The organism is Mesorhizobium sp. RSR565B, assembly GCF_054719465.1.
In genome coordinates this window covers 467,567-481,325 of record NZ_JBTTIE010000001.1, presented here as the reverse complement: position 1 = coordinate 481,325, position 13,759 = coordinate 467,567, and the positions used below count along the sequence as shown (strand labels likewise).

Genomic DNA, 13,759 nt, shown 5'->3' with positions numbered 1-13,759 from the left:
CGGTTTTGGGACAACGACATGCATCATCAAATTACCCCTGCGGCGCCCGTCGCCGTGGGAGAAGGAAGCAGGCGGCGAACCGCCTGCTTCGGAGATCTTAGCGAACCACGTAGGGCAGCAGGCCGAGGAAGCGGGCGCGCTTGATCGCCTTGGCGAGTTCGCGCTGCTTCTTCTGGCTGACGGCGGTGATGCGCGACGGCACGATCTTGCCGCGCTCGGAAATGTAGCGCTGCAGAAGACGCACGTCCTTGTAGTCGATCTTGGGCGCATTGGCGCCAGAGAACGGGCAGGTCTTGCGGCGGCGATGGAACGGGCGCCGGGTCGGGATCTGATTGATGTCGACCATTATTCTGCACCTCCTTCAACGCCTTCGCGCGGACGGCGCGGACCACGATCGCCACCGGCATCGCCAAATGAGCGCGGCGGACGATCGCCACGGTCGCCGCGATCACGGTCGCCGAACGAGCGCGGACCACGATCGCCACGGTCGCGGTCGCCGAAGCCGCCGCGTTCCGAGCGCTCTTCGCGCTTCTGCATCATGGCCGACGGGCCTTCCTCATGCGCCTCGACCTTGACGGTCAGGAAACGCAGCACGTCCTCGGACAGGCCCATCTGGCGCTCCATCTCGTTGAGCGCTGCCGGCGGGCAGTTGAGGTCCATAAGCGTGTAGTAAGCCTTCCGGTTCTTGTTGACCCGGTAGGTGAGGGACTTCAGTCCCCAGTTCTCGACCCGGCCGACGGACCCGCCATTTGCGGAGATGACGCCCTTGTACTGTTCGACAAGCGCATCGACCTGCTGCTGCGAGAGGTCCTGCCGGGCAAGGAACACATGTTCGTATAGAGCCATAGTGGTTCAGTGCCTTTCTTCGTTTCTCTCCCGGATCCTCGCGGCAAAAGCCTCTGCAACTTCTCTGACCCGCTGATCCCGAGGGGGCGGGGAAGAAAGGAGCATTTCGAGACGGTCGAGAGCGGAGACACGGGAGGCGGAAGCGCTTCTGGCTTCACACGAAGGTTTTGGGTAAAACCTCCGGCCCTCCGTTCAGCCCCCAGCAAGGACCGGCAGATTGCGGGCGTCTATAAAGCAAATTGGCTGGAAGGCAAGGGTAACGCATGCTCCGGACAGCGTCCTGGCGTCGCAGGGTTGGAAAAATACCAGGCATCAACTCGTATGCGGGGTACCACCGTTGATCGTTTCGGGGAAGAAGTCCGGAGCCGCCTTACGCTTGCCGAACATCATGTCGTATTGCAGCAGGCGGAAGTCGTTGATCGCCGGATCAACGTCCTTCTGCCGCGCCCAGTCCGGCGTGGCCTCACCTGACGGTGTCAAAAGCAGATTGCGGTCGACGACGCGATAGCGTTCGCGCAGCGCGCCCAGGAAGCCGGTGTAGTAGGGGTGCGTGATCCCGGCCGTTGTCAGGATGTGGTAGGGCAGGAAGGCCGGGCTCACCGCGCCCATATCCTGCGCCGGACCGGTGCGGTTAGACCAGATGACCAGCGGCGTCTGATGATGCTCCAGTGCCGCCTCCGGCGTCGGTTCCTTGCGCGGCGCGACATTGTCCTTCAGGTAACCGGTTTCGACATAGACGGGGCCGAGCGGCGGCAGATGGTCGCCGAAGAAGGCGATGACCGTCGGCCGCTCGCGCTTCTTCGCCCATTCGATCAATCGTTCGAGGCCACGGTCGGCATCGGCGGAGCCTTCGGCGTAGCTGAGCAGCGATTCCCGCGCCCATGTGCTGATCGGTGCCGCGACCTTGTGGGTCGGATTGTAATAGCGGTACGGCTCGTAGGGACCGTGGTTCTGCAGGCTGACGGCGAAGAAGAACACCGGCCGCTCGCTGGCGTCGGCCTCTGCGATGATCTCGTCGGTCATCGACGCATCGGAAGCCAGCGGCCCGCGCTTTTCCAGTGGCGGCAGCGTCTCTTCCGAGCGGAAATCGTTGAAGCCGAAATCGGCATAGACGGCGCCCCTGTTCCAGAACCAGTTGGTGCCCGGATGGATGGCGCGCGCCCGGTATCCCTCGCTTTTCAGGAAGGTCGCCAGCGACGGCGTCGGTGTGCGCACATATTGCTGGTAGGGGATCGAGCCCGCCGGCAGGAAGGCATTGGAAAAGCCGGTCAGCGCCTCGAATTCGATGTTGGCGGTCATGCCGCCGAATTCCGGCGAAAACATATAGCCGGAACGCAGCGCCCGCACATTGGGGATCGGGTCAGGCGTGATTGTGACGCCGGGCAGCTTGGTCGGATCCCAGAAAGATTCGCTCATCACCACGATGATGTCGGGTTTCTCATCCGGTACCGAGGCCGCCACAGCAGGCCTGTCGATCGCGTCGATCGCCTTGTCGGAATAGCCCGCCGGCGCCGAGACATGCGCCATCGGCACGTTGAGCGCGAAGGCCAGCGCAAACCCGTTGGAGGCGTAGTTCTCCTTCTGGTCCCACATGATCGGGATGATCTGCAGCCGGTCGCGGGTCCACGAGAAGGTGGCGTAGTCCATGATTGAGACGAAGAAGGCGAGCAGCGGCACTGCCAGCGTCAGCCGCGCCAGCCGCCCTTTGCGGCTGAGGATCGGAACCTTGCGGCGCCACAACCGCCAGCCATAGATCAGCAGCGACAGGCCGGCGACGATGCCGACCGCCATGGCGAGCGCCGTCCAAGGCCGTTCGCGCACCAGGAGCGGCATCAGTGCCATGATCTGGCGCGAATAAAGAAAATCGGTTGGGTAGAGCGGATCGCCGAGATAATGCGACTTCTGATGCCCGACAAAGGCCAGCGCCAGCGTCAGCGGCGCCACGATCATCAGGCTCTGGTGACTGCGGCCAAGCACGGCGTCCAGTCCCATCAGCACCAATGCAAAGACAATGATGGTGGTCCAGCCCGGCTTGAATGGCTGCAGGAAGAAGTCGACCGTGCCGAAGAAGTCGCCGCGCACGATCCATTCGATGGCGAACACAAGGATGGCGGAGGCAAGCAGCGTGACCAGACCGTAGCGGATGACCGGCCATCTGCGCCCCGGCAGGTAGCCGGTGGACGGATCGTCTTCCAAGAACTGTGGCGCGGGTACGGCCGCGCCCTTCCTGATCCTAGCCACGTCTCTTCCCCCGGCCCAAGCAACGCGTATTTCCACTCGCGCCACCGTTCTGTCATAGAACTGTCATGCAAAAGCTAGCGCCTGTGGCGAAAATAAGAAGAGCCAGCAAACGATTCGTGAGCGGTTTTCATCAGGTGTGATCGGCAAAAAGCCTTTGGGAACAGGGACTCGGGGTCAGCTCCGGTTCAAGCGAGAGCCGAAATACCCCCTCCGGGCTTGACTTGGCGGTCCGCCTTGCGTCACAGGCAGTAAAAATCAGCCGCTGGAGAGCGCCCAAATGGCCGTCGCATTCACCTTTCCGGGACAGGGCAGCCAGGCTGTCGGCATGGGCAAGGACCTCGCCGACGCCTTCCCCGAGGCACGCAGGGTGTTCGAGGAAGTCGATGATGCGCTGGGCGAAAAGCTGTCGAAACTGATCTGGGAAGGCCCGGAAGAGGCGCTGACCCTGACTGCCAATGCCCAGCCGGCGCTGATGGCGGTCTCGCTGGCGGGAATCCGCTCGCTGGAAGCGCGCGGCTTTTCGCTGAAGGACAAGGTTGCCTACGTTGCCGGTCATTCGCTCGGCGAATATTCCGCCCTTGCCGCGGCCGGTTTCGTTTCGGTCGCCGATGCTGCCCGGCTGCTGCGCATCCGCGGCAACGCCATGCAGGCGGCGGTGCCGGCCGGCGAGGGCGCCATGGCGGCGATCATCGGACTGGAACAGCCCGACGTCGAAGCCGCTTGCACCGAGGCCGCAACGGGATCCGGCAAGGTCTGCCAGATCGCCAACGACAATGGCGGCGGCCAGCTGGTGATCTCCGGCGCCAGGGCGGCGGTGGAACTCGCCGCGAAACTGTGCACCGAAAAGGGCGCCAAGCGGGCGCTGATGCTGCAGGTCTCCGCACCCTTCCATTCGGCGCTGATGGCGCCGGCGGCCGATGTCATGCGCGAGGCGCTGGCCGGCGTGACCAAGAATGCACCGGTCGTGCCCGTCGTCTCCAACGTCACTGTAGCCCCGACCAGCGACCCCGACGAGATCGCGCGCCGCCTGGTCGAGCAGATCACCGGGCGCGTGCGCTGGCGCGAAACGGTGGAGTGGTTCGGCGCCAATGGCGTCGCCACGCTCTATGAGATCGGCGCCGGCAAGGTGCTTTCCGGCCTGGCGCGGCGGATCAACCGCGACATCGCCACATCGGCCGTCGGCACGCCGGCCGAAGTCGAGGCGGCGCTGGCCGCGCTTGCATAATCCACTGGCGATTCAACCCCTCCCGTGGGAAGGGTGTTCTCTTAAGATCAGGAGACGAAAATGTTCGAACTGACCGGCCGCAAGGCGCTCGTCACCGGCGCATCGGGCGGCATTGGCGAGGCGATTGCCCGGGTGCTGCATGCGCAAGGCGCCATTGTCGGCCTGCACGGCACCCGCATCGAGAAACTGGAGACCCTGGCCGGCGAACTCGGCGACCGGGTAAAGCTGTTCCCGGCCAATCTTGCCGACCGTGACGAGGTCAAGGCGCTTGGCCAGAAGGCCGAAGCCGAACTCGAAGGCGTCGACATACTGGTCAACAATGCCGGCATCACCAAGGACGGCCTGTTCGTGCGCATGGCGGACGCGGATTGGGACAGCGTGCTGGAGGTGAACCTCACCGCCGTGTTCCGGCTGACCCGCGAGCTGACCCATCCGATGATGCGCCGCCGCCATGGCCGCATCATCAACATCACCTCGGTGGTCGGCGTCACCGGCAATCCTGGCCAGACCAATTATTGCGCCTCCAAGGCCGGCATGATCGGCTTTTCCAAGTCGCTGGCGCAGGAGATCGCCACCCGCAACATCACCGTCAACTGCGTCGCCCCGGGCTTTATCGAATCGGCCATGACCGACAAGCTCAACGACAAGCAGAAAGACGCGATAATGGCCGCGATCCCGACGCGCCGCATGGGCACGAGTGTTGAAGTGGCGTCGGCCGTCGCCTATCTCGCCTCCAACGAGGCAGCCTACGTCACCGGCCAGACCATCCATGTCAACGGTGGCATGGCCATGATCTGACAGGATATTGCCGGGTGATAAGAAGACATGGCCGGCTTGTGAAAAGAGACCATTTCGCCTTGGACCTCAGCCATTTTTCGTGTAATGCGGCCCGCAACCCGGCGGTTCGGGCAAAAACCGGTCCGGCATCGTTGCGTTTCCGGCAGGACCATCTTTCAGCTTGATTAGCGGCATTCTGCCCGCTAACGAAGACAGACAAACAAAAGACGAGGATGCCCCAAATGAGTGACACCGCAGAGCGCGTCAAGAAGATCGTCATCGAACATCTTGGCGTCGATGCCGACAAGGTGACGGAGCAGGCGAGCTTCATCGATGATCTGGGCGCGGACAGCCTCGACACGGTCGAACTCGTCATGGCCTTCGAAGAAGAGTTCGGCGTCGAGATTCCGGACGATGCGGCCGAGACCATCCTGACCGTCGGCGATGCCGTGAAGTACATCGACAAGGCTTCAGCCTGACACTATCCGCAGTCATCACCGGGGAGGACCTGCGATGAGGCGTGTCGTCGTCACGGGCCTTGGCCTGGTTTCGCCGTTCGGCATGGGCTTCGAGCACAGCTGGAAGGAACTTCTGACCGGCCGCAGCGCCGCCAAGCGCGTCACCGAGTTCGAAGTGGGAGATCTTGCCTGCAAGATCGCCCACGTCATTCCGCGCGGTGACGGCACCAACGGCACGCTCAATCCCGAAGCCGTGCTCGAGCCCAAGGAACTGCGCAAGATCGGCGACTTCATCCTTTACGGGATTGCGGCCGCCGACGAAGCGCTGAAGGATTCCGGCTGGGAGCCCAGCACCGAAGCCGAGCGCTGCGCCACCGGCGTCATGATCGGCTCCGGCATTGGCGGCCTCGAGGGCATCGCCGAGAACGCTATCATCCTGAAAGAGCGCGGACCGCGCCGTATCAGTCCATTCTTCATTCCCGGCAACATTATCAACCTGGTATCTGGCCAGGTATCGATCCGGCATGGGCTGAAAGGCCCCAACCACGCCGTCGTCACCGCCTGCTCGACCGGCGCGCACGCCATTGGCGATGCCGCCCGGCTGATCATCTTCGGCGATGCCGACGTGATGCTGGCCGGCGGCGCGGAATCGCCGGTGACCAGACTATCGCTTGCCGGCTTCGCTGCTTGCCGGGCACTGTCCACCGACCGCAATGACACGCCTGAGAAGGCCTCGCGTCCCTATGACCGCGACCGTGACGGCTTCGTCATGGGCGAGGGCGCCGGGGTCGTCGTGCTGGAAGAACTCGAACACGCCAAGGCGCGCGGCGCCAAGATCTATGCCGAGGTCACCGGCTACGGCCTGACCGGCGATGCCTATCACATCACTGCACCGGCCGAAGACGGCGACGGCGCCTTCCGATGCATGACGGCGGCGCTGAACCGGGCCAAGCTGACGCCCGCCGACGTCGACTACATCAACGCGCACGGCACCTCGACCATGGCCGACACGATCGAACTCGGCGCCGTCGAGCGGCTGGTCGGCAACGCCGCCTCGAAAATCTCGATGTCGTCGACCAAGTCGTCGATCGGCCATCTCCTGGGTGCGGCGGGTGCCGCCGAGGCGATCTTTTCGATCCTCGCTATCAGAGACAACATCGCGCCAGCCACCATCAATCTTGACAACCCGGAACGCGAAACCGCGATCGATCTTGTTCCGAACACGCCACGGCATCGCCAGGTCGACGTGGCGCTGTCCAACTCCTTCGGCTTCGGCGGCACCAACGCTTCGCTGGTATTCCAGCGTTATACAGGCTGATTGCGGTATCGACCGGCGCGCCAGCGGTCTGTCGTCAATTTTGCCATATTCAAGCCTACTCTGCCGCTGGGGATTCGTCGCATCGGCCTGAAACCGAAGGCGCTTTTTTTAAAAGCACGATGCGTAGGCTTGAAATGTTAGGGCACGCTGTGCGTCCAATCGGGCGCATGGTCGCTCTAAGAGATCAGATGGTAGGGCGCTAATGAACACCAATCCGGGCGGCAGCGGACAATTCGGACAAAACCAGCAGACCGGCCCGATCGTGCCGAAGACCGCGGCCGAAGCTTTGCGCCCGGAAGCCGGCACACCACCACCAAAGCGCTCGCGCGCCTCGCGCAGCCAAGTCGTGGTGTTCATGAACTTCGTCATCTCCGCGGTGATGTTGATGATCCTCGCCGCCGGCGTTTCGCTCTATTTCGGCAAGCAGGCATTCAACGAACCGGGCCCGTCGGTGGCCGGCGACACCTTCCTGGTCAAGCCGAGCACCGGCGTCCAGGATATTGCCGACCAGCTCGAACGGCGTGGGCTGATCAGCGATGCCCGCATCTTCCGCATCGCCGTGCGGGTCTATGGCAATGATTCAGCGCTGAAGGCAGGCGAATACGAGATAAAGCCGCGCGCCTCCATGCGCGACATCATGGAGCTTCTGAAGAGCGGCAAATCGGTGATGTATTCGCTGACCATTCCCGAGGGCCTGACGGTCGAGCAGGCGCTGCAGCGCATCGCCGAGCAGGATGCGCTGACCGGCGACATGCCGGCCGCCAAGCCGGCTGAGGGCAGCCTCGCCACCGACACGCTGCGCTTTACCCGCGGCGCCACGCGCCAACAGATGGTCGACAAGCTGCTCGCCGACCAGAAGAAGCTGGTCGACGAGGTCTGGCAGCGGCGCGCGCCCGACCTGCCTCTGGCCAATGTCGACGACTTCGTCACCTTGGCCTCGATCGTCGAAAAGGAAACCGGCCGGGGCGACGAGCGCTCGCGCGTTGCCGCCGTCTTCCTCAACCGTCTGGCCAAGGGCATGCGGCTGCAATCCGATCCGACCATCATTTACGGCCTGTTCGGCGGCAAGGGCAAACCCGCCGACCGGCCGATTTATCAATCTGACATCCAGAAACAGACGCCTTACAACACCTATCTGATCAATGGCCTGCCGCCGACGCCGATCGCCAATCCCGGCCGCGCCGCGCTCGAAGCCGTCGCCAACCCGTCGAAGACCGATGATCTCTATTTCGTCGCCGACGGCACCGGCGGCCACGTCTTTGCCACCACGCTTGCCGAGCACAATGAGAACGTTGCCCGCTACCGGGCACTGCAGAAGAAGCAGGCTGAAGACGCCGCCAAGGGCGCCAAGACTCCGGGCCAGACCGATGCGCCGGCGGATGGCGACGACAACGGTGACGCAAGTGGCGATGCCGCCGGTGACAGCGGTGATGCCGGCGATACGGGTGCCGCCCAGTAGCAGGCCGGCGCTTTCAGAGGGATCGACCTTAAGCGACGCGGACAGAGGCGGACGCGCTGCTGCTTTGAACGAACAGCGGGGTTCGAAGCGTTTTCGGTCTTGCTCGGGTGCCTCTGAATCTCGATTTCAGCCCTGCGAGATCGAAACGACAGCGGCAATCAACATCTTGCCGGTATTGCGATTCTGACATTCGCGCTGCCCGTGATATCGAACGCATGCGCAATTGTTAGAATCGGACCATCAGGGAGACACGAGCCGCATCATGAATTTGCAGAGCATGACCGGATTTGCACGCACTGTTGCCGAACATGACGGCGCCTCGATCGCCTGGGAGGTCAAGTCGGTCAACGGCAAGAGCGTCGAGGTCAGGTTGCGGTTGCCGCAAGGTTTCGAGCGGCTCGAACCGACTGTGCGGCAGACGCTGCAGAAGCGCTTTTCGCGTGGCAATTTCCAAGCGACGCTGACCGTCGGCCGCGCCGCCGGCCAGCAGGCGCAGCCGGTGGTCAACGAAGCCTTCCTCAGGGATCTGGCGGGCATGGCCAAGCGGCTGCAGGACCAGTTCGGTGTTGGTCCGGCAACTGCCGACGGTCTGCTTTCCCTGCGCGGCGTGCTCGATATCCCTGAAACCAGCGAAACCGAGGAGGTGCGGGCAGCACTCGACGCGTCAATCCTGTCCGCGCTGGAAAGGGCGCTTACAGGTCTCGAGCAGGCACGCCAGAACGAGGGCGAAGCGCTGCGTTCGCTGCTTTCCGGCCATATCGACGCCATTGAGGCGCTGACGCTTCAAGCCGAGGCCGACCCGTCGCGCGAACCGGCGGCGATCCGCGAGCGGATCGCCGAACAGGTGCGGCTGCTGATGGATGCGTCGGCCAATCTCGATGCCGGCCGGCTGCACATGGAAGCGGCGTTCCTGGCCACCAAGGCCGATATCCGTGAAGAGATCGATCGGCTGAAGACGCATGTGGCGTCGGGCAGAGCGCTGCTGGCAAATGGCGGCGCCATCGGCCGCAAGCTCGATTTTCTGGCGCAGGAATTCAACCGCGAATCGAATACGCTGTGTTCCAAGTCGAACGCCGCCACTGTCACCGCCATCGGGCTGGAACTGAAGGCGGTGGTCGACCAGTTTCGCGAACAGGTCCAGAATCTGGAGTAAACCCGAATGGGTGGCAAGGAGCCGATGGTTGCCAGGGATCTCGGATCCCGCATTCGCCGCCGCGGGCTGATGCTGGTCCTGTCGTCGCCGTCGGGCGCCGGCAAGTCGACGATCGCGCGCAACCTGCTGGAAAGCGACGGCAGCCTGGAATTATCGGTCTCGGTCACTACCAGGCCACGCCGCGGCTCGGAGATCGAGGGCGTCCACTATCACTTCCGCACCACGCGCGAGTTCGAGCGGCTGCGCGATTCCGACGCATTGCTCGAATGGGCCGAGGTGCACGGCAATTGCTACGCGACGCCGCGCGAGCCGGCCGAACTGGCGCTGGCGCAGGGCCGTGACATGCTCTTCGACATCGACTGGCAAGGCGCCCAGCAGCTCAAGGAGAAGATGCGCGCCGACATCGTCTCGATCTTCATCCTGCCGCCGTCGATGAAGGAATTGAAGTCGCGCCTCAAGCGCCGCGCCGAGGACCAGGAGCACGTGATCGAGACCAGGCTGAAGAACGCCCGCAACGAGATCGAGCACTGGAAGGAATATGACTTTGTCATCGTCAACGACGATCTCGACCGCGCCTTCGCCGAAGTGCGTGGCATCGTGACGGCGGAAAGGCTGCGGCGCGACCGCCGGCCCGGGCTGTTCGATTTCGTCTCGGGGTTGCTGGACGAGAAGACGGAATAGCTCGTCCACCGCTGGCAATCTAAATTAGCAGCATCAGCTGCCTGGCAGATCGTCCGGCCAACGCTGCGCTCCGTGAAGCACGCGCAGGATTCGAATCGTGCTGTTGGTCAGCTGATATGGCGTGCCGACGATGACGATCTCTCGTGTCCCTGCAAGCCTGCCGATCCGGCCGCTTTGGGGAAGGTCCCGAAGACGGTTGATTGCGGCGACGATCCGCTCATCGGTGGCGATCGCGGCCGCAGGATTGTCGGCCTCGATATGCGCGAAGATGCCGTCGCGATCTGAAAGCGCGAATGGCGACCAGACGATCTTCAAGATTTAGGTTCACCCGAACGCCGCGCCGCGGCGCGTCTCTCGGCAAAATGCGCCTCGACTTGATCATCAGGAATGTCTTGTCGGGTGTCGTCGAGCGCTTCGCGAACCTTGGCGCGAAACCATAAATCATACGCCTCGTTGTTTGTGACGAGATCGATGGGCAGCGCACCCTCGTTGGCGGTTCGGGTGAGCAATATCCGCACCGCATCCGAGACCGTCAGCCCCATGCTTTCGAGCACCGCCGAAGCTCGATCCCGGATGTCGGCGTCGATACGCGTCTGGACCAGTGCATTTGCTGGCATGGCAATCTCCTTCGACGTCAATGTAATGCGTTTGAATGACGATTGCTAGGCGGCGCTAGCGCCGCCGGTCAAACCGCGTTTGTCAGCCGCACGAATTCCTCGACGCTGAGCGTCTCCGCACGCCGGGTCGGATCGATGCCGGCGCGCGTCAGCAGTGCCTCGCCACCCAGGCTCTTCACGCTCTGCCGCAGCATTTTCCGGCGCTGGCCGAAAGCGGCTTCGGTGACGCGACCGAGTTTTTTCACGTCGGTTGACAAAGGGCTGGCGCGCGGCACCAGATGCACCACCGAGGACGTTACCTTGGGTGGCGGCGTGAACGCTTGCGGCGGCACGTCGAAGGCGATCCTCGCCTCGGTCCGCCAGCCCGCCAGCACGCCGAGCCGGCCATAAGCATCGCTGCCGGCACCGGCGACAATGCGCTCGGCCACCTCGCGCTGGAACATCAGCGTCATCGATTGATAGAAGGGTGGCCAGTCCGCCACGGTCAGCCAACGGATCAACAGCTCGGTGCCGATATTGTAGGGCAGGTTGGCGGCAATCCTCACCGGGCCGTCTTGTGACGCGGTCTTGGCAAGAGCGGCAAAATCCGTCTTCAGCGCATCGCCGCTGATCACCTCGAGCCGGCCCGGATAGTGGTTGGAGACCTCGGCCAAGGCCGCAAGGCAGCGTTCGTCGCGCTCGATGGCGACGACGCGGCCGGCACCGGCAGCGAGCAGCGCCCTGGTCAGCCCGCCGGGGCCGGGGCCGACCTCGATCACCGTGCTGTCGCTGAGGTCGCCGGCGACCCGCGCGATCTTGCCGGTCAAATTGAGGTCGAGCAGGAAATTCTGGCCAAGCGCCTTCTTTGCCTGCAGTCCATGGCGCTCGATCACCTCGCGCAGCGGCGGCAGCCCGTCAATGCTCATGATTTTGGGCTCATGATTTTGGGCTCATGCAGCTGCGGGCTTTGCGCCGGTATCGGCCAGCCGGCGGGCCAGCTTCAGCGCCGCGATCAGGCTGTCGGGACGTGCGATGCCCTTGCCGGCGATGTCGAAGGCTGTGCCGTGATCGGGCGAGGTGCGGATGAACGGCAGGCCAAGCGTGACGTTGACGGCCTCGTCGAAGGCCAGCGCCTTGGCCGGGATCAACGCCTGGTCATGATACATGCAGACCGCCACGTCGTAGCCGGCGCGAGCGCGCGCATGAAACATCGTATCGGCCGGCAGCGGTCCGAAGGCATCGATGCCTTGCGCCCGCAACATGTCGACCGCAGGACGAATGATGCGCTCGTCCTCTGTCCCCATGGCGCCGCTTTCGCCGGCATGCGGATTGAGGCCGGCAAGCGCGAGCCTCGGCCTGGCGATGCCGAAACGGCGTGCAAGATCGCCGGCGGTGATGCGCGCGATGGCAACGATCAGCTCCGTCGTCAGCGTCTTCGGCACCTCGGCCAGCCCGATGTGGATGGTGACCGGAACGGTGCGCAATTCGGGGCCGGCGAGCAGCATCACCGGCGTCACCGTGCCGCCGGTGTGGAGCGAGGCCAGATGCGCCAGATATTCGGTGTGACCGGGAAAGCCGAAGCCGGCATCGTAAAGCGGCTTCTTCGCGATCGGACAGGTGACGACCGCGGCCGCGTGACCGTCAAGGCAGTCGGCGACGGCGCGATCGATGGCCTCGATGATGCCGGCGGCATTGGCCGGGTCGGGCCGGCCGGGATCATCGGTGAAGTGGGCCGCCAGCGGCACCACGGGCAAGGCGTGTTGAAAGACACCAGCCGCTTGGGCCGGCACCGTCTCGGCGATTGCCACCGCCGCGCCGAGCCGGCGCGCCCGCGCGGCAATCAGCGCCGGATCGGCGAGAAGATAGAAGGGCGCGGCACCGGAACCGCGGGCGCTCTGCCACGCGGCAATGGCGATTTCCGGACCGACGCCGGATGGATCGCCGACGCTCAGCGCCAGCGGAAGCTCTGTCTCACGCACGGCTCGGCCGGTTCAGCGCGTAACGATCTTGGCTTTCGCCTTCAGCTCTTCGACATATTTGGCCGAGAGCTCGTCGGCGTTCTTGTCGCCGCTGCCTTCGCTCTGGAACACCATCTGGGCCGCCTTGTCGTCGGAAACCTCGCGCGACGAGCAGATGCCGATGAATTCAATGCCGCGATCGGTCTCGCGCACGGCCGTGGCGCCGCCCAGCTTGGTGGCCTTGATCTGCTCGGCCCAGTCCGGCGGCAGTTGCGGCGCCAGCAATCGGGGGAGGTCGCGAACGGTGACGTCGATCAGGCCCTTGGCGAATTCACGCGTGGTGTTGCAGCCATTGAAGCGGGCGCGCATGGCTTCAGCCTCGCGCTTGCGTTTGGCGAGTGTGGCACTGCGCTCGGCCTTCGGCACCACGAAGATCACCTGCTGCAGCATGTACTCGGTGGCGCTTGGCTTGGCGCCGCCTTTTTCGAGCATGCGCTTGACCAGATCCTGTTCGCTCACCTCCCCGCCGCCGCCGCTGTAGCGTGCGCTCAGCGCCTGGTTCCACGCCATCTGGGAGCGGATGAATTCCTTGAAATGCTCCTTGGTCACGCCGGACTGCGCCATGACACCGTCGAGCTGCTTGAGCTGCATCTTGTTGCTCGAGGCAAAGCGCTGATAGGCAGCCTCTACCTGGGCGTCGGAGATGCGGATGCCGAGACGCCTGGCCTCCGCCATACGCAGCGTCTGGTCGATCATTTCCTGACCCGCGTCACCCTTCTTGCGCTGCAGTTTCAGGAAGGCAGCCCGGTGCGCGATGTCGCCGGTGGTGATCGGCATGTTGTTGACGACATACTTGATTTCACTGGCGAAGGCCGGCGGTACCATCGTGGTGACAGAGACCGAGGTCGCCGCGAACAGGAGCGCGAATCCTGCCGAAAACAGGTATTTCCTCATCGAAAGCATCCCAATTCTAGCCCGGTTTTGGCCGATTCCAGCCCGATATTGGCGAAATCCGTGCCCGCTTTATGCGGCAAAACGATGTCGTCA

General features: G+C 63.8%; 15 protein-coding genes. 7 read left to right on the top strand and 8 right to left on the bottom strand.

The window, feature by feature from the left end; all coding sequences use genetic code 11:
* Window positions 1-97: 97 nt before the first annotated feature.
* From rpsR to ACYG9R_RS02435, 3 genes are all read right to left on the bottom strand, one after another.
* Window positions 98-346, bottom strand: coding sequence for a 30S ribosomal protein S18 (rpsR, locus tag ACYG9R_RS02445; RefSeq protein ID WP_006203718.1), 249 nt, complete (start codon window positions 344-346; stop codon window positions 98-100).
* On the bottom strand, window positions 346-846 hold the full coding sequence (rpsF, locus tag ACYG9R_RS02440) for a 30S ribosomal protein S6 (protein ID WP_023672722.1): 501 nt from the start codon (window positions 844-846) through the stop codon (window positions 346-348). Before rpsF ends, rpsR begins: the two co-directional genes overlap by 1 nt.
* A gap of 312 nt (window positions 847-1,158) precedes the next feature.
* On the bottom strand, window positions 1,159-3,087 hold the full coding sequence (locus ACYG9R_RS02435) for an LTA synthase family protein (RefSeq protein ID WP_023695600.1): 1,929 nt from the start codon (window positions 3,085-3,087) through the stop codon (window positions 1,159-1,161).
* Window positions 3,088-3,364: 277 nt separating this feature from the next.
* Between ACYG9R_RS02435 and fabD the strand changes: the two genes are divergently transcribed.
* The 7 genes from fabD to gmk all read left to right on the top strand — a co-directional run bounded on the left by fabD (window position 3,365) and on the right by gmk (window position 10,158).
* A complete protein-coding gene (gene fabD, locus ACYG9R_RS02430) occupies window positions 3,365-4,312 on the top strand; it encodes an ACP S-malonyltransferase (protein ID WP_023695599.1) in 948 nt (315 codons plus the stop codon).
* A gap of 60 nt (window positions 4,313-4,372) precedes the next feature.
* The gene (gene fabG, locus ACYG9R_RS02425; RefSeq protein ID WP_023685686.1) at window positions 4,373-5,110 is read left to right on the top strand and encodes a 3-oxoacyl-[acyl-carrier-protein] reductase; all 738 of its coding nucleotides are present in this window, start codon (window positions 4,373-4,375) and stop codon (window positions 5,108-5,110) included.
* A 221-nt stretch (window positions 5,111-5,331) separates the two neighbouring features.
* Entirely contained in the window at window positions 5,332-5,568 is a 237-nt protein-coding gene (locus tag ACYG9R_RS02420; protein ID WP_006203723.1) for an acyl carrier protein, read from the top strand.
* Window positions 5,569-5,602: 34 nt separating this feature from the next.
* Window positions 5,603-6,865 (top strand): beta-ketoacyl-ACP synthase II, encoded by a 1,263-nt coding sequence (gene fabF, locus ACYG9R_RS02415; protein ID WP_023702951.1) that lies wholly within the window; start codon window positions 5,603-5,605, stop codon window positions 6,863-6,865.
* A 202-nt stretch (window positions 6,866-7,067) separates the two neighbouring features.
* The gene (gene mltG / locus ACYG9R_RS02410) at window positions 7,068-8,324 is read left to right on the top strand and encodes an endolytic transglycosylase MltG (protein WP_023715070.1); all 1,257 of its coding nucleotides are present in this window, start codon (window positions 7,068-7,070) and stop codon (window positions 8,322-8,324) included.
* A 262-nt stretch (window positions 8,325-8,586) separates the two neighbouring features.
* Entirely contained in the window at window positions 8,587-9,477 is an 891-nt protein-coding gene (locus tag ACYG9R_RS02405; RefSeq protein WP_023824143.1) for a YicC/YloC family endoribonuclease, read from the top strand.
* Between the two features lie 6 nt (window positions 9,478-9,483).
* The gene (gene gmk, locus ACYG9R_RS02400) at window positions 9,484-10,158 is read left to right on the top strand and encodes a guanylate kinase (protein WP_023672729.1); all 675 of its coding nucleotides are present in this window, start codon (window positions 9,484-9,486) and stop codon (window positions 10,156-10,158) included.
* Between the two features lie 33 nt (window positions 10,159-10,191).
* Here gmk and ACYG9R_RS02395 read toward each other — a convergent pair whose 3' ends face one another.
* The 5 genes from ACYG9R_RS02395 to ACYG9R_RS02375 form a co-directional block, all read right to left on the bottom strand.
* Window positions 10,192-10,473, bottom strand: a complete 282-nt coding sequence (locus ACYG9R_RS02395) for a type II toxin-antitoxin system RelE/ParE family toxin (RefSeq protein WP_023824142.1) — start codon at window positions 10,471-10,473, stop codon at window positions 10,192-10,194.
* Window positions 10,470-10,775, bottom strand: a complete 306-nt coding sequence (locus tag ACYG9R_RS02390) for a type II toxin-antitoxin system RelB/DinJ family antitoxin (protein WP_023672731.1) — start codon at window positions 10,773-10,775, stop codon at window positions 10,470-10,472. The genes ACYG9R_RS02395 and ACYG9R_RS02390 overlap by 4 nt, the downstream gene beginning before the upstream one ends.
* Before the next feature lie 68 nt (window positions 10,776-10,843).
* Complete coding sequence (gene rsmA / locus ACYG9R_RS02385; protein ID WP_023705356.1) at window positions 10,844-11,680, bottom strand: 16S rRNA (adenine(1518)-N(6)/adenine(1519)-N(6))-dimethyltransferase RsmA; 837 nt, start codon at window positions 11,678-11,680, stop codon at window positions 10,844-10,846.
* A gap of 24 nt (window positions 11,681-11,704) precedes the next feature.
* A complete protein-coding gene (pdxA, locus tag ACYG9R_RS02380) occupies window positions 11,705-12,733 on the bottom strand; it encodes a 4-hydroxythreonine-4-phosphate dehydrogenase PdxA (protein ID WP_031199462.1) in 1,029 nt (342 codons plus the stop codon).
* 12 nt (window positions 12,734-12,745) lie between these two features.
* The gene (locus tag ACYG9R_RS02375) at window positions 12,746-13,675 is read right to left on the bottom strand and encodes a peptidylprolyl isomerase (RefSeq protein WP_023685693.1); all 930 of its coding nucleotides are present in this window, start codon (window positions 13,673-13,675) and stop codon (window positions 12,746-12,748) included.
* Window positions 13,676-13,759: the final 84 nt, after the last annotated feature.

What these genes read in the sequence shown, in the direction of transcription:
- fabF (WP_023702951.1), top strand. Translation starts at nt 5,603, where the DNA reads ATGAGGCGTGTCGTCGTCACGGGCCTTGGCCTGGTTTCGCCGTTCGGC.
- ACYG9R_RS02390 (WP_023672731.1), bottom strand. Translation starts at nt 10,775, where the DNA reads ATGCCAGCAAATGCACTGGTCCAGACGCGTATCGACGCCGACATCCGG.
- rsmA (WP_023705356.1), bottom strand. Translation starts at nt 11,680, where the DNA reads ATGAGCATTGACGGGCTGCCGCCGCTGCGCGAGGTGATCGAGCGCCAT.
- ACYG9R_RS02405 (WP_023824143.1), top strand. Translation starts at nt 8,587, where the DNA reads ATGAATTTGCAGAGCATGACCGGATTTGCACGCACTGTTGCCGAACAT.
- fabG (WP_023685686.1), top strand. Translation starts at nt 4,373, where the DNA reads ATGTTCGAACTGACCGGCCGCAAGGCGCTCGTCACCGGCGCATCGGGC.
- gmk (WP_023672729.1), top strand. Translation starts at nt 9,484, where the DNA reads ATGGGTGGCAAGGAGCCGATGGTTGCCAGGGATCTCGGATCCCGCATT.
- mltG (WP_023715070.1), top strand. Translation starts at nt 7,068, where the DNA reads ATGAACACCAATCCGGGCGGCAGCGGACAATTCGGACAAAACCAGCAG.
- ACYG9R_RS02375 (WP_023685693.1), bottom strand. Translation starts at nt 13,675, where the DNA reads ATGCTTTCGATGAGGAAATACCTGTTTTCGGCAGGATTCGCGCTCCTG.
- rpsF (WP_023672722.1), bottom strand. Translation starts at nt 846, where the DNA reads ATGGCTCTATACGAACATGTGTTCCTTGCCCGGCAGGACCTCTCGCAG.
- rpsR (WP_006203718.1), bottom strand. Translation starts at nt 346, where the DNA reads ATGGTCGACATCAATCAGATCCCGACCCGGCGCCCGTTCCATCGCCGC.
- ACYG9R_RS02420 (WP_006203723.1), top strand. Translation starts at nt 5,332, where the DNA reads ATGAGTGACACCGCAGAGCGCGTCAAGAAGATCGTCATCGAACATCTT.
- fabD (WP_023695599.1), top strand. Translation starts at nt 3,365, where the DNA reads ATGGCCGTCGCATTCACCTTTCCGGGACAGGGCAGCCAGGCTGTCGGC.